The organism is Nocardioides sp. N13(2025) (assembly GCF_051912545.1).
In the GTDB taxonomy this organism is placed as follows: Bacteria; Actinomycetota; Actinomycetes; order Propionibacteriales; family Nocardioidaceae; genus Nocardioides.
Window position 1 is genome coordinate 1883309 of record NZ_CP196809.1, and the last position, 17002, is coordinate 1900310.

Sequence of the window (17002 nt, forward strand, 5' to 3'; positions counted from 1 at the left end):
TTTCACCAACCGGCGTGACATGATTCCTGTCGCGAGCGCAGCATCCCCCGTCTGTGTTCGCACGTGAGGTGCCGGACAGCTCCCCCCCGTGGCTGTCCGGCACCTCTGCTTTTCACCTGTCCCACCCACGCGCACCGGAGGTCCGTGATGGAGCCCGACCGTGACATCTGCTCGGCCAAGGGCTGCCAGGCCGACGCCGTGTGGGACCTGCAGTGGAACAACCCGAAGATCCACACCCCGGAGCGGCGCAAGTCGTGGCTCGCGTGCGAGGAGCACCGGTCCTCGCTGTCGGACTTCCTCGGGTCGCGAGGCTTCCTGAAGGACGTCGTCGAGCACCAGCCCGGCTGACGGGCTCCGCTCAGCCCCCGATGGCGGACATCGGCCGGTCGGGCTGGAGGAAGGTCTCGTCGTCGATGCCGTGACCGGCACGCTTGCCGCGCATGGCGATGACCCACCGCTCGGCGATCTCCTGGTCGCTGGCGCCGTTGCGCAGCGACGTACGGAGGTCGGACTCCTCGCGGGCGAAGAGGCAGTTGCGCACCTGGCCGTCCGCGGTGAGCCGCACGCGGTCGCAGTCGCCGCAGAAGGGGCGGGTGACCGAGGCGATGATGCCGACCGTCGCGGGTCCGCCGTCGACGTCGAAGAGCTCGGCGGGAGCGCTGCCGCGCGGGGCACCGTGCGGGGTCAGCGTGAAGTCGGCGCTCAGCGCGTCGAAGATCTCCTCCGCCGTCACCATCGCCGCGCGGCTCCAGTCGTGCTGGGCGTCGAGCGGCATCTGCTCGATGAAGCGCAGCTCGTAGCCGTGCTCGACGGCCCAGCGCAGCAGCTCGGGCGCCTGGTCGTCGTTGGTGCCGCGCAGGAGCACGGCGTTGAGCTTGATCGGGCCGAGCCCGGCGGCCTTGGCGGCCTCGAGACCGGCCACGACGTCGGCGAAGCGGTCGCGGCGGGTGATGAGGGCGAACGTCTCGGGTCGCACGGTGTCGATGCTCGCGTTGATCCGGTCGAGCCCGGCGTCGGCCAGCGCCTGCGCCGTCCGCGACAGCCCGAGCGCGTTGGTGGTGAGGGAGGTCTCCACGCCCAGCGCATGGGTGCGACCGACGATGTCGACGAGGCCGCGACGCAGCAGGGGCTCACCGCCCGTGAAGCGCACCTCGGTGATGCCGAGACGCTCGACCCCGATCGTGATGAGCCTGACCACCTCGTCGTCGGTGAGGGTCTGCTCGGTGGGCAGCCAGTCGAGCCCCTCCGCCGGCATGCAGTAGTTGCAGCGCAGGTTGCACCGGTCGGTCAGGGACACGCGCAGGTCCGTCGCCACGCGGCCGAAGCGGTCTGCCAGGGGTGTCGTCACGCCGGTCAGTCTATCGAGCCACCCGTCAGGAGCTCAGGACGTCCCGGATAGCCTCGCCGCGTGCACAAGCTCGGATTCCTGGTCTCGCGCCGCTGGATCGGCTTCGCACTCGTGGTCGTCCTCCTCGCCTGGGTCGCCTGGCGCCTCGGCGAGTGGCAGTTCCACCGGCTGGAGGACCGCCAGGAGCGCAACGCGATCATCGAGCGCAACGAGAAGGCCGGCGCCGACCCGATCACCGAGGTGATGGCGCCGGGCCAGGACGTCACGGGCTCCACGGAGTGGCGCATCGTCGAGGCCACCGGCACCTACGCCGTCGAGGACACCGTGATCGTGCGCTACCGCACGCGCGAGGGCTCGGCGGGCGTCGACGTGGTCGTGCCCCTCGAGCTGGCCGACGGGTCGAGCGTCCTGGTCGACCGCGGCTGGTACGCCACCGACAACCGCGGCGCGACCACTGCCGACGTGCCCGCGCCGCCCCCGGGCGAGGTGACCGTGACCGGGTGGGTGCGAGCCGACGCCGAGGGCGACAGCACCGAGGTGACCGACCAGTCCACGCGAGCGGTCAACAGCGAGGAGATCGGTGACGCGCTCGGCCGCGAGGTCGTGGGCGGCTGGATCGACCTGCGGTCGGAGTCGCCCGAGCCCGAGACCCCCCTGCTCCCGGTCGAGATGCCCGAGCTCAACAACGGACCGCACTTCTTCTACGGCCTGCAGTGGTGGTTCTTCGGCGCGCTGGCGATCTTCGGGTTCTTCTACCTGATGTACGACGAGTGGCGCGGCGGCCGCGGACCGTGGGGCAAGACGCGCGACGGCGCACCGGCTGACTCTGGGACCGCCTGACTAACCGGCAGGGGCTGCCGACGCGTCGCGGAACTGCGTGGCGTGGAGGGTGGCGTAGAGCCCGCCCGCGGCGAGCAGGTCGGCGTGGGCGCCCTGCTGGACCACCCGGCCGTCGTCGAGGACGAGGATCAGGTCGGCGTTGCGGACGGTGGAGAGCCGGTGCGCGATCACCAGCGACGTACGTCCCTCGAGCGCGGCGTCGAGGGCCTGCTGGACCGCGGCCTCGGACTCGCTGTCGAGGTGGGCCGTCGCCTCGTCGAGCACGACGATCGAGGGAGCCTTCAGCAGCAACCGGGCGATGGCCAGCCGCTGGCGCTCGCCGCCGCTGAGCCGGTAGCCCCGATCGCCCACGACCGTGTCGAGCCCGTCGGGCAGCGACCGGACCAGCCCCGCGATCTGCGCGGCCTCCAGCGCGGCCCAGACCTCGTGCTCCAGCGCGCCCGGGCGGGCGTAGAGCAGGTTGGCGCGGATCGTGTCGTGGAACATGTGCGCGTCCTGGGTGACGTAGCCGACGACGTCCTCGAGCGACTGCAGCGTCACGTCACGCACGTCGTGGCCGCCGACGCGCACCGTGCCGTGCTCGACGTCGTAGAGGCGGGCGACGAGGTGGGTCACGGTCGTCTTGCCGGCACCCGACGGACCGACCAGGGCGACCATCTGCCCCGGCGCCGCGGTGAACGTGACGTCGTGGAGCACCTGTCCGGTGTCGCGCGACTCGGTGCGCGCCACGGTCTCGAGGGAGGCCAGCGAGATCTCGTCGGCGCGCGGGTAGGTGAAGGCCACGTGGTCGAACTCCAGCGACGACGCGTGGGACGGCAGCGCGACGGCGTCGGGCTTCTCCTGGATGAGCGAGGGCAGGTCGAGCACCTCGAAGACCCGGTCGAAGCTGACGAGCGCGGTCATCACGTCGATGCGGACGTTGGAGAGGCCCTGGAGCGGGCCGAGCAGCCGGGTCAGCAGGACGCCGAGGGCGACGATGGTGCCCACGGAGAGGTCGCCACGGATCGCCAGCCAGCCGCCGATGCCGTAGACGAGAGCGGTCGCCAAGGACGGCACGAGCGTCATCGCGGCGAAGAAGATGCGCGTCAGCAGGGAGATCCGGACCCCCAGGTCGCGCACCACGGCGGCCTTCTGGGCATAGGCGACGTCCTCGGACTCGCGCCGCCCGAACAGCTTGAGCAGCATCGCGCCACCGACGTTGAAGCGCTCGGTCATCGCGTTGCCGAGGTCGGCGTTGCCGTCCATCTGCTGGCGCGACAGGTCGGCCAGCCGGTTGCCGACGAGCCGCGAGGCCAGCAGCAGGATCGGGAAGAGCGCGACGCACAGCAAGGTCACCGGCCAGCTCAGGAACAGCATCGTCACCCCGACGACGACGGCCGCGATGATGTTGGAGACGGTGCCCTGCAGCGTCGAGGTGAAGGCGCGCTGGGCGCCGATGACGTCGTTGTTGAGCCGGCTCACCAGCGCCCCGGTCTGGGTGCGCGTGAAGAACGCCAGTGACTGCCGCTGCACGTGCGCGAAGACCTGCGTGCGGAGGTCGTAGATCAGGCCCTCGCCGATCCGGCTGGAGAGCCAGCCGGTGACGAGACCGAAGGCGGCGTCGACGACGGCGACGACGGCCACCAGGACGGCGAGCCACACGACCAGGGAGGTGTCACCCGTCCGGACGCCGTCGTCGATGATCGCCTTGAGCAGCAGCGGCGGCACGACGACGAGCGCGGCGTCCACCACCGTGACGGCGAGGAACGCTGCGATGAGCCTGCGGTGCGGCCCGGCGAAGCCCAGCACGCGGCGCACGGTGCTGCGCTCGATCTTGTTGTCGACGACGCTCCGGTCGCTGCGCAGGTGCCGCCACGGCGGGCCACCCATCCCCATCGACATCTGTCCTCCGTCCGTCCACCGGCTGAACCCCCGCCGGCGGGTGATTGTTCCTCAGCCCGCGAGAGCCGCCGCGACCGCACGGAAACGGCGTACCTGCGCCTCGCGCTCGAGCCGGCGCTGCTCGTCGAGGTCGCGGTCGGCCGCGCCCTGGAGCAGTGCCTTGGTCTCGGGCACGACGCCGGGCATGGGCGCGCTGAGGGCCGCGGCGAGGTCGGCGACGGCTGCGTCGAGCTCGTCCGAGGGGACCGAGGCGGTGGCGAGGCCGATGCGCACCGCCTCCTCGGCGGGTACGACCCGGGCGGTCGCGCAGATCTCCAGCGCCCGGGCGTAGCCCACGTGCTCCACCAGCGGCTTGGTGCCGGTCAGGTCGGGCACCAGGCCGAGGGTGGACTCCTTCATGGAGAACTTGGCGTCGTCGGCGACCACGCGGAGGTCGCAGGACAGGGCCAGCTGGAAGCCGGCGCCGATCGCATGGCCGCGCACCTTGGCGATGGAGACGAAGCGCGGGTCGCGCAGCCAGGTGAAGCCGCGCTGGAACTCCTCGATCCGCGCCGAGGCGTCCTCGTCGCTGAGGGCCAGGAGGCCGACGACGCTCTGCTGGCCGGCCTCGAGAGAGGCCGAGGGGTCGAGCATCGCGCGGTCCAGCCCGGCGGAGAACGTCTCTCCCTCCCCCGCCACCACGACGACGCGCACGTCGTCCGGCAGCGTCCGGCCGATCTCGCCGAGGGCGATCCACATGGCCGGGGTCTGGGCGTTGCGGACGTCGGGACGGTCCAGCGTCACCGTGGCGACGGGACCGTCGATGTCGAGGCGGAGGCCGACGGCGGCCAGGTCTTCGGAAGTCATGGCCCCGAGGCTACTACTGGTGAGTAACTTCAGGCGAGGGAGACCAGGTCGGCGTAGTCCTCGCTCCACAGGTCCTCGTCGCCGTCGGGAAGGAGCAGCACCCGGTCGGGGTCGAGCGCGCGCACGGCACCCTCGTCGTGGGTGACGAGGATGATCGCGCCGGTGTAGCTGCGGATCGCGTGCAGCACCTCTTCGCGGGACGCCGGGTCGAGGTTGTTGGTGGGCTCGTCGAGCAGGAGCACGTTGGCGCTCGAGACGACCAGGATCGCCAGCGCGAGCCGGGTCTTCTCCCCGCCCGAGAGCACGCCTGCGGGCTTGTGCGCGTCGTCGCCGGAGAAGAGGAACGAGCCGAGCACGGAGCGGGCCTGGGTGTCGGTCAGCTCGGGCGCCGCGCTGTGCATGTTCTCCAGCACGGTGCGGTTGACGTCGAGGGTCTCGTGCTCCTGGGCGTAGTAGCCCATCTTGAGCCCGTAGCCCGGGACGACCTCACCGGTGTCGGGCTGGTCGACCCCGGCCAGGATCCGCAGCATCGTGGTCTTGCCGGCACCGTTGAGGCCGAGGATCACCACCCGGCTCCCCCGGTCGATCGCGAGGTCGACGGCGGTGAAGACCTCGAGCGAGCCGTAGGACTTCGACAGCTCGGTGCCCATCAGCGGGGTCTTGCCGCAGGGGGCGGGCTCGGGGAAGGCGATGCGGGCGACACGGTCGGCCTGGCGCTCGGTCTCGATGCCGGCCATCATCTTCTCGGCGCGCTTCAGCATCGACTGCGCGGCCTGGGCCTTGGTCGCCTTGGCGCGCATCTTGTTGGCCTGGTCGGTGAGGACCTTGGCCTTGTTCTCGGCGTTCTGGCGCTCGCGCTTGCGGCGCTTCTCGTCGTCCTCGCGCTGGGTGAGGTAGTTGTGCCAGCCCATGTTGTAGACGTCGATGACGGCACGGTTGGCGTCGAGGTGGAAGACCTTGTTGACCGTCGCCTCGAGCAGCGCGTTGTCGTGGCTGATCACGACGAACCCGCCGCGGTGCGCCTTGAGGAAGTCGCGCAGCCACACGATCGAGTCGGCGTCGAGGTGGTTGGTCGGCTCGTCGAGCAGCATGATCTCCGCACCCGAGAAGAGGATGCGGGCGAGCTCGACGCGACGACGCTGACCACCGGAGAGCGTGCCGATCGGCTGGGCGAGGATGCGCTCCTCGATGCCGAGGGCGGCCGCCATCTGCGCGGCCTCCGACTCCGCGGCGTACCCGCCACCGGCGTGAAGCTCGGCGTCGGCGCGCGTCCACCGCTTCATCCCGCGCTCGTGGACCTTCGGGTCCTCGCTCGCCATGTCGACCTCGGCCTCGCGCAGACGGCGTACGACGTCGTCGAGGCCGCGCGCGGACAGGATCCGGTCGCGCGCGATGACCTCGGGATCGCCGACCCGGGGGTCCTGCGGCAGGTAGCCGATGTCGCCGCTGCGCAGCACCTGGCCGGCGGCCGGCTGGCCCTCGCCGGCGAGGATGCGGGTGAGGGTCGTCTTGCCGGCACCGTTGCGCCCCACGAGGCCGACCTTGTCGCCTGCGGCGATCCGGAAGGTGACGTCCTCCATGAGGAGCCGCGCGCCGGCTCTGACCTCGAGCTTCTGGGCGGTGATCATCTCGGACGACATCCTACGAAGGGGTGGGCGCCAGAGCCCCATCGGCGGACGCACGCGCTAATCTGCGCAGAGGCTCACCCGGGCCCCGACCTGCGGAAAGGCACGCACATGCGCTTCAACCCGAAGGCCCGTCTCGACACGTCCCGCGTGGGTGACGGTGGCGGCGGCGGTGGCACGGGTGGCGGCCCGATGCGGATCCCGATCCCCGGTGGCACCCGCGCCGGCGGCGGCATCGGTGGCATCCTGATCATCATCTTGTTCGTCGTCCTCACGCAGTGCATGGGCGGCGGCGGCGGTGGCGGCCTGCCCACGCCCGGCGGCAACGGGGTGGACCCGCAGTCCTCGGGCTCCGACTCCAGCCGGATGGACGACTCGGAGCGCTACGACAACTGCAAGACCGGGGCGGACGCCAACAAGGACGAGGACTGCGCGCGCGTGGCGGTGGAGAACTCGCTGTTCAACTTCTGGTCCTCGGAGTTCAGCAGCGGTTTCACCCCCGCGACGATGCTGACCTTCAGCGGGGCCGTCAACACCGGCTGCGGCCAGGCCACCTCGCAGGTCGGGCCGTTCTACTGCCCGCCCGACCAGAAGATCTACCTCGACACCAGCTTCTTCGACGACGTGCTCGAGGGGCAGCTCGGCGGCCAGGGCGGCGACTTCGTCGAGCCCTACGTCATCGGCCACGAGTACGGCCACCACATCCAGAACCTGATGGGGACCATGGGCAAGGTCCGCACGCAGAAGGGCCCCGAGTCCGACGCCGTACGCCTCGAGCTCCAGGCCGACTGCTACGCCGGCCTCTGGACCAAGGCCGCGACCGGCACTACCGACACCAAGGGCGTCGCGATCTTCGAGTCGCTCGACGAGGCCGACATCCAGGAGGCGCTCGACTCCGCCAAGGCCGTCGGCGACGACCGGATCCAGCAGAAGTCCGGCCAGGGCGTCAACCCGGACGCCTGGACGCACGGGTCGTCAGAGCAGCGCATGCGCTGGTTCATGACCGGCTACCAGGACGGCACCGTCGAGTCCTGCGACACCTTCGCCGCCAACGAGCTCTGACCGCTCCCCCTCCGGGCCGCCATGTGTCGGCCGAGGAAGGGTCCTTCGACCCGTGTCGACGGGCACACCACGGAGGAGACTGGTGGTGACAGAGGAGGTGGCGGCCATGACGACGCAGGTCAGGCCACCCAGCAGGAGCACCGGGTCCCGGAGCGCGGGGACCACCACCCTGGTCCTCGGTGTGCTCTTCGCCGCAGCGGTGCTGTTCACCTACGTGCTGAGCCTCAGCGAGAGCTTCAACCCGCCCGACTGGCTCAGGGTCGTCGGCCTCGTGTGGCTCCCGATCGGTCTCGGCGGGGTCCCGATCGCCTACTACCTCGCACGCACGGGCGAAGGCCGTGCGCGCGGTCGCCTCGGCGTCCTCGTGGGCGTCGTCGCCCTGGTGGCGTTCATCGCACTCGTCATCGCGCTCGGCTGACGCCGGCGCCCCGGAGGAGGTCGTCATGACTGCCGTCCGACACCCCGAGCAGGTGGCCGCGGCGTCGTTCACCCGGCGCGCCTGGTGGTCGCTGCTGGGGTTCCTGCCGAGCTTCTTCCTGGCCTTCCTGGTCGGCGAGGGCCTGGTCTCCGCCCTGGGCTACCCCGTCGGAGGTGAGGAGCAGGCGCCGTGGTGGGTCGCGGTCGTGGCGGCCACGCCCGCCCTCGTCGTGTTCGCCCTCCCGGCCGTGCTCGCCGTCTGGTTCGGCAGGCAGGCGGTGCGCCTGGGCGACGTCCGGGCGCGGGTCCCGATGGTCGTGGGCGTGGTCGTCGCGGGGGCGTTCGTGCTCCTCAACGGCCTCTCGGCGCTCCTCATGCTGTTCACCTGAGGCGCCGCGCGCGGCGCCGTCAGGCGAGCAGCGCCTCGATCTGGCCCACCTGGCGCTGCATCGCCCGGATGTACGGCGCGACGCTGGGGTGGCGGAACTTCCCGGCGAGGGCGCCCTCACCGTCGGCCACCCGTGCCAGGGCCCAGTCCAGGCGGGTCAGCGCGGTGTAGACGGCCATCACCCGGGCGCCGGTCATCACCTCGTCGGTGCTGGCCAGTCCGGCGGGGAGCGCGGCGACGTACGCCTCCACGAGCGGCTCGATGTCCTCGCGGGTCGCCAGGGAGAGGTAGCCCAGGTCGGCTCCGACCGGCCCCCTGCCCAGGTGGGCCCAGTCGATGGCGACCGCGCCCCCGGGCGTGCGACCGGGGATGTTGGACGCGGAGGGATCGCCGTGCTGGGCGACCTGCGGCAGCGCGTCGCACCGGTCGAGCCAGGGCACCCGGTGGCTCCACAGGTGGTCGGCGACGTCGGCCATGGGTGTGCGCGCCAGGGTGCGCCACCCGCCTCGTCTCTCGACCAGCCCGAGGCGGCTGCGCAGCTGGTCCCGCGCCAGCCACGCGTGCCGACCGAGGTCGACTGCTGCGAAGCCGCCCAGGCAGGCGGCCAGCCACAGGCCGGGGTTGTCGTGGTGCTCGACGCGCTCGTGGACCAGCGTGATGCCCTCGGGGTCCTCCTCGACGCTGACGACCGGAGCCTCACGCAGACCTGCTGAGCCCGCGACGACGCCGCTGAGCGCCACGTCCGCGGCCCGGCGCCAGTAGTTGACGTCGCCGGGGGTCAGGGCGCCGGCGGCATCGGCGGGGTCGGGGCACGCCAGCCGCTTCACGACGACGTCACGACCTGCGACCCGCGCCGACCAGACTCCGACGCTGGCCGGGCCGGCACCGGGGAGCCGCTGCCACCCCGGCTCCGGCTCCCAACCGCTCATGGCGGCGAACCTAGCGCACCTCCACGTCGCGCCGGACGAACAGCGCCACGCCCGCCGCGGGAAGCGCCGTGGCCAGGACGGCCAGGACGAGGAACGGCGTCCACCGGAGCTCCTCGGCCGGGACGAGCGCGAGGTGGTGGAAGGGCGAGAGGTCCTGCAGCCACTCGGGCATCCGGAAGATCTCCCCGAAGAGCAGCACCACGACGGCGAGCAGCAGCCCGAGCCACGCCAGGCTCGCCCACCTCGGCCCGATCCCGAACAGCAGCGTGGCGACCCCGGCCAGCACCAGCACCGGCGCCACCTGCGGCAGCACCGCCACGACGTACCGGACCGCTGCTCCGCCGTCACCGACCGCCAGGGCGTAGCCGAGGCCGAGGCCCGCGCCCGAGACCAGGAGCGCGGCACAGCTCGTGAGGACCGTGAGCGCGACCTGGGCCCGCAGCCACCGGGCCCGCGACAGGCCGGTGGCGAGCAGCACCTCGACCCGCCCACCCTCCTCGTCGGAGCGCGAGCGCAGCGCGCTGGTCAGGGCGTACGCCGACGCCATCAGGGCGAGCAGCACGACCGAGACCGCGTAGAAGCCGTCGACGAGGCGGTCGCCTCCGCGGGCGAACATCTCCTGGGCCGCTCCCTCGCCGAGGAGGTCGGCCACGTTGTTGCCGAGCGAGCCGTAGGAGGCGGCGGTGAGGAACAGGCCGAGCGACCACCCGAGGAGGGCTCCGCGCTGCAGCCGCCATCCGAGGCCGAACGCCGTGCTGAGCCCGGGGGCCGCGCGGGCCGGACCCGGCCTGTCGGCGAGCACCCCCGAGCCGTGGTCACGCCGGAGGAAGACGCCGAGGGCGACCACCGTGCTCGCAGCGGCGGCGAGGACCAGGAGCAGCACCGGCCACCAGCGCAGGCCCGAGAAGGCGTGCATGGCCTGGTACCAGCCGATGGGCGAGAGCCACGACAACGCCGGCGCACCGACGTCCCCGATGGCGCGGAGCACGTAGGCCGCTCCCAGGACGACGCCGGTCAGGCCGTAGGCGGCGCGCGCGCTGCTGGTCAGCTGGGCCGCGAGCAGCGCAGTCCCGCCGAAGACCGCCCCGACCGCGGTGAGGCCGACGCCCAGGGCGATCGAGTCCGCGGCCGCGAGCGGGAAGGCGATCAGGCTGATCGCGACGAGGGCGCCGGCGAGCACGTTGGCGAGCAGCGTGACGACCAGCGTCGCCGCGGTCGTGGCGCGGCGCCCGACCGCCGAGGCGCGGAGCAGCTCGTCACGACCGCTCTCCTCCTCGGCCCGCGTGTGCCGCACGACGAGGAACATCGACATCAGCCCGGCCGAGACGGCACCGAAGGCTGTCGCCTGCCAGGTCACCTGCCCGCCGATCGTGTCCAGCGCCCGCGCGGGTCCGGCCATCGCGACGAAGGCCGCGTTGGACCCCATCACGGCCGCGGCCCGGTCGAACTCGGCCTGGGTGGCGTACATCCCCTTCACGCTGACGGCCTGCGACCAGTAGAGGATCGCGATGCCGACCGACCACGCCAGCATCATCCAGCGGTCCCGGCGCAGGAACGTGCGGACGAGCTGGACGGTGCCGGTCACGGCCGACCTGCCGGGGCGAGGGTGTCGCCGTAGTGGCGCAGGAAGAGCTCCTCCAGGGTCGGCGGAGTCGCGGAGAGCGTCCTGATCACCGCCCGGTTCAGCACGTCCAGGGCCGCGCCGAGGTCGGCCGTGTCGACCTCGAATGCCGCCCGGCGCCCCTCGATGAGGAGGTCGTGCACGCCCGGCAGCCCGGCAAGGCCGTCGGGGGCGAGCTCGGTCTCCGCGCGGACCGTCGTCCGGGTGAGGTGCCGGAGGTCGGCGAGGGTGCCGGTCTCCACGCAGCGGCCCGCCCGGATGATGCTCACGCGGTCGCACAGCTGCTCCACCTCGGCGAGCACGTGGCTCGAGAGCAGGACGGTGCCCCCGCGGTCGCGGAACTGGTTGACCTGGTCCTCGAAGACCTCGCCCATCAGCGGGTCGAGCCCGCTCGTGGGCTCGTCGAGGAGCAGCAGCTCGACGTCGCTGGCGAGCGCCGCCACCAGGGCGACCTTCTGCCGGTTGCCCTTGGAGTAGGTGCGCCCCTTCTTGGTGGGGTCGAGGTCGAAGCGCTCGACCAGCTCGGCGCGCCGGCGCTCGTCGAGCCCGCCCCGCAGGCGTCCGAGGAGGTCGATGACCTCTCCGCCGGTGAGGTTGGGCCACAGCGTGACGTCCCCCGGGACGTAGCCCAGTCGCCGGTGCAGCTCGGCCGCCTCCCGCCAGGGGTCGCCGCCGAGCAGCCGCACGTCGCCGGCCGTGGGACGCAGCAGCCCCAGCAGCACCCGGATCGTCGTGGACTTGCCCGAGCCGTTGGGACCCAGGAAGCCGTGCACCTCCCCCTTGCGGACCCGCAGGTCGAGGCCGTCGAGCGCAGCGAGGCTCCCGAAGCGCTTGACGAGCCCGGATATCTCGATCGGGTCGTCCATGGACTGACGATAGGGCCCCGCTCTGACGCTCCGGACGGGCCAAAGGTCCCGGATCCCGCGCCCCCGCCGCTACCCGATGTCGCGGGCGCGGTAGCGCCACCACCCGGCCGCGAGCAGCAGCGCCGTCGCAGCGAGGAGCGCGAGGTCGACACCGACATCGAAGGGCTGCACCGGGACGGCGGGCACGTGCTGGAAGGGCGAGAGCCCGGTGACCCAGCCGGGCAGCTCGAGGAGGTCGCCGACCTCACCGAGGGTCACGAACCCCACCAGGGCCGCCCACCCCGCCCAGGTGGCGTGCGGCCACCACGCCCACGCGAGCACGGCCACCGCTGCCATCACCCACATCGCCGGCACGTGGGCGAGGGCCGCCGGGACCAGACGTCCCAGCGCGCGGGGCACTCCCTCCACCTGGCTGCCGTAGCCGAGCGCGGAGCCGACGCTGTAGGCCACGGCGAGGAGCAGCGTGCCGGCCAGCGCCAGGCCTGTCTGCGCGGCGAACACCTGGGCACGCGACCCGGTGGCGGCGATCACCTCGGGAGTCCGTCCGTCGGTCTCCTCGTGGGCGCCGCTGACCGTGACCTGGACGGCGTACGCCGACAGCATCGCCGCCATGAGCGCGAGCAGGGCGGCGAGCATCGTCTCCTCCACGCGCCCCCGGCCACCGAGCGCCTCCAGGGCCGCGCGCGCGGCGGGCGACTCGAACAGCGCGCCCAGGTGGGGCGCGACGGAGCCGAAGAGCGCTCCGAACAGGACTGCGGAGGCCACCCACCACCCGGTCGCGAGGCGGTTGAGCCGCCACACCAGCGCCGGGACGGACCCGAAGCCGCCGCTGGGAGGTCCGGCCTGCTCCGCGAGCAGCCCGCTGCCGAGGTCGCGCCGACGGCGCAGCAGGTGGGCCGTGGCGACGAGGGCGACTGCCAGGGCGAGGTAGAGGCCGAGGACCCACCAGCGTGGCCCGTCCCAGGCGTGCAGCCGCGTGCCCCAGCCCAGCGGCGACAACCAGCCGAGGGCGTCGGGCCCGACGTCCCCGGCCGCGCGCAGGCCGTACCAGACCGCGATGGTCGCGAGCGCGAGCCCACCGGCGGTGCGGGCGCTCGCGCTGAGCTGCGCGCACACGGCGCCGGTGGCCGCGCCCACCAGCCCGGCGCCGGTCCAGCTCGCCCCGAAGGCCACGGACCCCGCGGGGTCCAGGCCGGCGGCGATGTCGACGACGGCTGCGAGGACGCCGACGACGACAGCCGCCGCGGAGGCCTCCAGCAGTGCAGCCCTCAGGGGCGCGGCCCGACCGACGAGGGTGGCGCCGACCAGCTCGGCGCGGCCCGTCTCCTCCTCGACCCGCGTGTGGCGGCGTACGACGACGAGTCCCAGACCCATGACGGCCATGGCGTACATCACCGTCAGCTTGCCCATGGCCAGGTCGCCGATGCTCTGCTCCGCGACGATCGGGCCGTAGAGGGCGACGAGTGCAGGGCTCGTGTTGATCAAGCGGGCCGCGGCGGCCCGGTCGGCGGCGTCGAGGTAGAGACCCTCGGTGGCGAAGGCCGAGGCCGCGACCATCGCCGTCAGCAGCCAGATCCAGACCGGCAGCAGCACCCGGTCGCGCCGCAGCCCCAGGCGCACGAGGCGGGCCGTGCCGGCAGCCTCAGTCGTTGCGGTAGGCATCGAGGAACAGCTCCTCCAGCGAGGGCGGGGTGCAGGTCAGCGCCTCCACGCCGGCCGCGTCCAGGGCGGCGAGCAGGCCCGGGAGCCCGTCGGGGTCGACCGTGCACTCGAGGGCGCCGTCAGTGACGCGGAGGTCGTGCACGCCGGGCAGGTCCGCCGGCACGGTGCGGGTGACCTGGGCACGGACGTGGTTGCGGCGCAGGTGGCGCAGCGCGGCCAGCGTGCCGGTCTCCACGGTGCGCCCCTCGCGGATGATCGTGACGCTGTCGGCGAGCCGCTCGACCTCGCTCAGGATGTGGCTCGACAGCAGCACCGTCGTCCCGGCCGCCTTGTGCTCGGCCAGGCACTCGTTGAAGACCCGCTCCATCAGCGGGTCCAGCCCTGACGTGGGCTCGTCGAGCACCAGCAGCTCCACGGGGGCGGCGAAGGCGGCGACGAGGGCGACCTTCTGCCGGTTGCCCTTGGAGTAGGCGCGCCCCTTCTTGGTCGGGTCGAGGTCGAAGCGCTCGAGCAGCGCGTCCCGGTCGGTGCGGGCCGGCTCGAGCCCCCGCATCCGCAGGAGGGTGTCGATCGACTCTCCCCCGCTGAGGTTGGGCCACAGGGACACGTCGCCGGGCACGTAGGCGAGCCGGCGATGGATCTCCACCGCGTCGGCCCACGGGTCCAGGCCGTGCACCGACACGGTGCCGCTGTCGGTGCGGAGCAGTCCGAGCAGCGCCCGGATCGTGGTGGACTTGCCGGACCCGTTGGGCCCCAGGAACCCGTGCACCTCACCGTGGTGGACCTCGAGGTCGAGGCCGTCGAGCGCGCGGGTCCTGCCGAACGTCTTGACCAGGCCGTGGACCTCGATCGGGATGCTCACGCCTCCAGCCTAGGAGCCGGAGGACCCTCCTCGAAGGGGAATCGACGCCCTCAGGCGTTGGTCACCTCGACCTGGACCGCCTGCGCGTCGACGATCGACCGGTCGAGCACGGCACGCCTCGGGTCCGGCACCGCCAGCCACGGCCCGACGACGTCGAGGGACGCCAGCCTGGGGTCGGTGAGCACCGCGTCGACGGCACCGTGGTCGCCGCCCGTCACGACGGTCGCCGTCCCGGTGAGGATCCGCGCGGCGTGGTCGGCGGCGGCCTCGTAGGCCTGTCGCGCCTGGTTGTCGCGACGCCGGGCGAACCGCTGCTGGCTCTGGCCGCCGGCCTTGGTGCGGCCCTGCACGTGCCGCTGGCCGATCTTGTGCTCGACCATCGTCGTGCCCTGCAGCCGCGCGACTGCGAAGCCGCCCTTGCGCACGAGCAGGACCCCCCACCGGGCGGGCGGCGCGGCCGCGGCCGCGAAGGCACCGGGCTCCGCCGGACCGTCGTACGACGCGGCGAAGGGCAGGCGTGCCGTGAAGTGGGAGCCGTCCTCCGCCTGCCCCCGCAAGGTCCCGTCGGCGACGACGAGCTCGCTGCCACCGTGCCGCTCGTCGAAGTTGGCGACCCACCGCTGCCACCGGGCGGTCTGGACGAGGACGAGGGGCACGAGGCGAACCTAGCCTGCGCCGCGGAGTGGCGGTTACGCTCGAAGACCCCGTCCCTCCGGAGGTCAGCCATGCGTCGTCTCCTCGTCTCGCTCCTCACGGTGGCGCTCGGCCTCACCGTCTGCACCTCGGCGCCCGCTTCGGGCCGCGTCGCCGCGCCCGAGCGTCCCTTCCCGGCGCACATCGACCTGCCCGACGGCTTCCAGCCCGAGGGCATCGCCATCGGCCCCGGTGCGACCGCATGGCTGGGCTCGCTCGCCGACGGCGACATCTACCGGGTGTCGTTGCGCACCGGTGAGGGCTCGGTGGTGGTGCCCGGCACCGGCACCCCCGCGGTCGGGGCCTGAAGCGTGACGGCAGCGGCCGCCTCTACGTGGCCGGCGGCCCCTCGGGGACGGCGCGGGTCATCGACACGGGCAGCGGCGCGATCACGTCGTACGCACTGGGTGGCGCGTTCGTCAACGACGTCGTGCTGACCCGCAAGGCGGCTTGGTTCACCGATTCCGGGGTCCCCCGGCTCTACCGGCTCGACCGTGGTGAGGGAGGCGCGCCGGCGGCGACCGCGACACCCGTGACGCTCACCGGAGAGTGGGTGCAGGGCACCGGCTTCGGCGCCAACGGCATCGCCACCGCCCCCGGCGGCAAGGCGCTGCTCGTGGTGAACTCCGAGACCGGCAAGCTCTACCGGGTCGAGACGACCGGCGTGGCGACCGAGGTCGACACCGTGTCCCTCAAGGCGGGCGACGGCCTGCTGCGGCACGGCCGGCTGCTCTACGTCGTGCGCAACCAGGAGGACACCGTCGTGGTGCTGCGCCTGGACCGCACCGGCCTGAGCGGCGATGTCGTGCGCACGATCACCTCGGACGACTTCGACGTCCCGACGACCCTCGCCCGCTTCGGCACCCACCTCTACCTGCCCAACGCGCGGTTCGGCACGAGCTCGCCCACGACCGCGGACTACTGGATCACCAAGGTGCGCGGCGGCCGTCGCTGAACGGACGGCCGCCTGGCCTCGGACCCAGCCTCAGATGAAGTCGAGCGGGTCGAACTCGTCGATCGGGATGATCCGGATCCGGGGCAGCGACGAGTTGAAGGCCCCGATGTCGTACTCGAGGTCGAGGATGCGCAGTCCCGGGAGGTTGCGGAACTGCGAGTTCACGAACTCGGTGAAGCCGATGACGCCGACCTGACGGCTGCCGTCGCACAGCGCGGAGACCTGGTCGACGAAGTCGCCGTCATGGCTGACCAGCACGACGTCGGCCGGCCGCTCGACCAGTGCCTCGGCGGTGCGCTGGATGGCGATGTCGACGATCTTGCCCTCGCCGCTCAGCGGGACCGGCTTGAAGCCGATCGCCAGCAGGGCCTGGACGAAGCTCGTGGGCAGCTCGCTGCCGGCGGCGAGGAAGAACAGGCCGGTGACGTCCTGGTCGAAGGCCCGCTCGGCCCACTCGAGCAGCCGGTCCCACCGCGGCCGCTCCTCGGGCCGGGGCCGGCGCCCCAGGATCGAGGTGCCCAGGGTGGCGTCGATGTTCTCCCCGTCGACGAGGAGGTAGGTCATCCGCTCGGCCATGCGAGGACTCTCCCACACGCCCCTGCGATCAGGTCTGGTAGACGACCCTGAACGACTCGACGACCTCGTCGCCCGCCAGCGCCACGTCGGCGACCTCCACCAGCGCGCGCGGCACGCCCGAGCCGTCGCAGAGGATCGACAGCACGCCCACCTCGGGCAGCTCGTCGCCGTAGTCGGCCGCCGCGGCGGTCGTCCGACCCTGCTCGTCGGCCAGGACCTGGGCGACGAACGCGTCGGACTCCTCCACCGAGTCGCCGTACGCCCACGCCGGCGGTGGCACGGACTCCAGCGTGGTCGGCCCGAAGTAGGTCGGGGCGGCGTTGAGCTTGGCGTGGTAGCGGGCGAGCTCCCAGAAGACCCGCAGCTCCTCGTGGTCGAACTCGACCTCGCTCAGCTCGACGGCACTGGGGTCGACCTCGGGCTGCTCCATG

Annotated in this window: 19 protein-coding genes; 7 read left to right on the forward strand and 12 right to left on the reverse strand. The window is 72.7% G+C overall.

Annotated elements, in window-relative coordinates:
• The first annotated feature begins 147 nt into the window (after positions 1-147).
• On the forward strand, positions 148-348 hold the full coding sequence (locus ACS3YM_RS09050) for a hypothetical protein (RefSeq protein WP_439939734.1): 201 nt from the start codon (positions 148-150) through the stop codon (positions 346-348).
• Positions 349-358: 10 nt separating this feature from the next.
• On the opposite strand, the gene moaA is transcribed toward ACS3YM_RS09050, so the two are convergent.
• Positions 359-1357: a GTP 3',8-cyclase MoaA gene (gene moaA / locus ACS3YM_RS09055; protein WP_439939860.1), complete on the reverse strand. Its 999-nt coding sequence runs from the start codon at positions 1355-1357 to the stop codon at positions 359-361.
• 51 nt (positions 1358-1408) lie between these two features.
• On the opposite strand from moaA, the gene ACS3YM_RS09060 reads away from it, so the two are divergent.
• Positions 1409-2188, forward strand: a complete 780-nt coding sequence (locus ACS3YM_RS09060) for an SURF1 family cytochrome oxidase biogenesis protein (RefSeq protein WP_439939735.1) — start codon at positions 1409-1411, stop codon at positions 2186-2188.
• On the opposite strand, the gene ACS3YM_RS09065 is transcribed toward ACS3YM_RS09060, so the two are convergent.
• The 3 genes from ACS3YM_RS09065 to ACS3YM_RS09075 are packed head-to-tail and all read right to left on the reverse strand — an operon-like array spanning position 2189 to position 6543.
• Positions 2189-4069 (reverse strand): ABC transporter ATP-binding protein, encoded by a 1881-nt coding sequence (locus tag ACS3YM_RS09065; RefSeq protein WP_439939736.1) that lies wholly within the window; start codon positions 4067-4069, stop codon positions 2189-2191.
• A 51-nt stretch (positions 4070-4120) separates the two neighbouring features.
• Positions 4121-4915: an enoyl-CoA hydratase/isomerase family protein gene (locus ACS3YM_RS09070; protein WP_439939737.1), complete on the reverse strand. Its 795-nt coding sequence runs from the start codon at positions 4913-4915 to the stop codon at positions 4121-4123.
• 29 nt (positions 4916-4944) lie between these two features.
• On the reverse strand, positions 4945-6543 hold the full coding sequence (locus ACS3YM_RS09075; protein WP_439939738.1) for an ABC-F family ATP-binding cassette domain-containing protein: 1599 nt from the start codon (positions 6541-6543) through the stop codon (positions 4945-4947).
• A 108-nt stretch (positions 6544-6651) separates the two neighbouring features.
• Here ACS3YM_RS09075 and ypfJ point away from each other — a divergent pair, with 108 nt between their 5' ends.
• The 3 genes from ypfJ (at position 6652) to ACS3YM_RS09090 (ending at position 8408) form a co-directional block, all read left to right on the forward strand.
• A complete protein-coding gene (ypfJ, locus tag ACS3YM_RS09080; protein ID WP_439939739.1) occupies positions 6652-7602 on the forward strand; it encodes a KPN_02809 family neutral zinc metallopeptidase in 951 nt (316 codons plus the stop codon).
• 106 nt (positions 7603-7708) lie between these two features.
• The gene (locus ACS3YM_RS09085) at positions 7709-8020 is read left to right on the forward strand and encodes a hypothetical protein (RefSeq protein ID WP_439939740.1); all 312 of its coding nucleotides are present in this window, start codon (positions 7709-7711) and stop codon (positions 8018-8020) included.
• A 25-nt stretch (positions 8021-8045) separates the two neighbouring features.
• Positions 8046-8408 (forward strand): hypothetical protein, encoded by a 363-nt coding sequence (locus ACS3YM_RS09090; protein ID WP_439939741.1) that lies wholly within the window; start codon positions 8046-8048, stop codon positions 8406-8408.
• A 19-nt stretch (positions 8409-8427) separates the two neighbouring features.
• Here the strand turns inward: ACS3YM_RS09090 and ACS3YM_RS09095 are convergent, their stop codons facing one another.
• The 6 genes from ACS3YM_RS09095 to ACS3YM_RS09120 all read right to left on the reverse strand — a co-directional run bounded on the left by ACS3YM_RS09095 (position 8428) and on the right by ACS3YM_RS09120 (position 15003).
• Positions 8428-9336 (reverse strand): phosphotransferase, encoded by a 909-nt coding sequence (locus tag ACS3YM_RS09095; RefSeq protein WP_439939742.1) that lies wholly within the window; start codon positions 9334-9336, stop codon positions 8428-8430.
• 10 nt (positions 9337-9346) lie between these two features.
• A complete protein-coding gene (locus tag ACS3YM_RS09100) occupies positions 9347-10921 on the reverse strand; it encodes an ABC transporter permease (protein WP_439939743.1) in 1575 nt (524 codons plus the stop codon).
• Positions 10918-11823, reverse strand: a complete 906-nt coding sequence (locus tag ACS3YM_RS09105) for an ATP-binding cassette domain-containing protein (protein WP_439939744.1) — start codon at positions 11821-11823, stop codon at positions 10918-10920. The genes ACS3YM_RS09100 and ACS3YM_RS09105 overlap by 4 nt, the downstream gene beginning before the upstream one ends.
• A gap of 69 nt (positions 11824-11892) precedes the next feature.
• Positions 11893-13485 carry an ABC transporter permease gene (locus ACS3YM_RS09110; RefSeq protein WP_439939745.1) on the reverse strand — a complete coding sequence of 531 codons (1593 nt, stop codon included), beginning with the start codon at positions 13483-13485 and terminating at the stop codon, positions 11893-11895.
• Positions 13466-14347: an ATP-binding cassette domain-containing protein gene (locus ACS3YM_RS09115; RefSeq protein WP_439939746.1), complete on the reverse strand. Its 882-nt coding sequence runs from the start codon at positions 14345-14347 to the stop codon at positions 13466-13468. Before ACS3YM_RS09115 ends, ACS3YM_RS09110 begins: the two co-directional genes overlap by 20 nt.
• A gap of 50 nt (positions 14348-14397) precedes the next feature.
• Entirely contained in the window at positions 14398-15003 is a 606-nt protein-coding gene (locus ACS3YM_RS09120; protein WP_439939747.1) for an acVLRF1 family peptidyl-tRNA hydrolase, read from the reverse strand.
• 69 nt (positions 15004-15072) lie between these two features.
• Here ACS3YM_RS09120 and ACS3YM_RS09125 point away from each other — a divergent pair, with 69 nt between their 5' ends.
• Positions 15073-15348 (forward strand): hypothetical protein, encoded by a 276-nt coding sequence (locus ACS3YM_RS09125; RefSeq protein WP_439939748.1) that lies wholly within the window; start codon positions 15073-15075, stop codon positions 15346-15348.
• A gap of 26 nt (positions 15349-15374) precedes the next feature.
• Entirely contained in the window at positions 15375-15995 is a 621-nt protein-coding gene (locus ACS3YM_RS09130; RefSeq protein ID WP_439939749.1) for a hypothetical protein, read from the forward strand.
• A gap of 30 nt (positions 15996-16025) precedes the next feature.
• Here the strand turns inward: ACS3YM_RS09130 and ACS3YM_RS09135 are convergent, their stop codons facing one another.
• Entirely contained in the window at positions 16026-16571 is a 546-nt protein-coding gene (locus tag ACS3YM_RS09135) for an NYN domain-containing protein (protein WP_439939750.1), read from the reverse strand.
• A gap of 28 nt (positions 16572-16599) precedes the next feature.
• Positions 16600-17001, reverse strand: coding sequence for a hypothetical protein (locus ACS3YM_RS09140; RefSeq protein WP_439939751.1), 402 nt, complete (start codon positions 16999-17001; stop codon positions 16600-16602).
• Position 17002 lies beyond the last annotated feature (1 nt).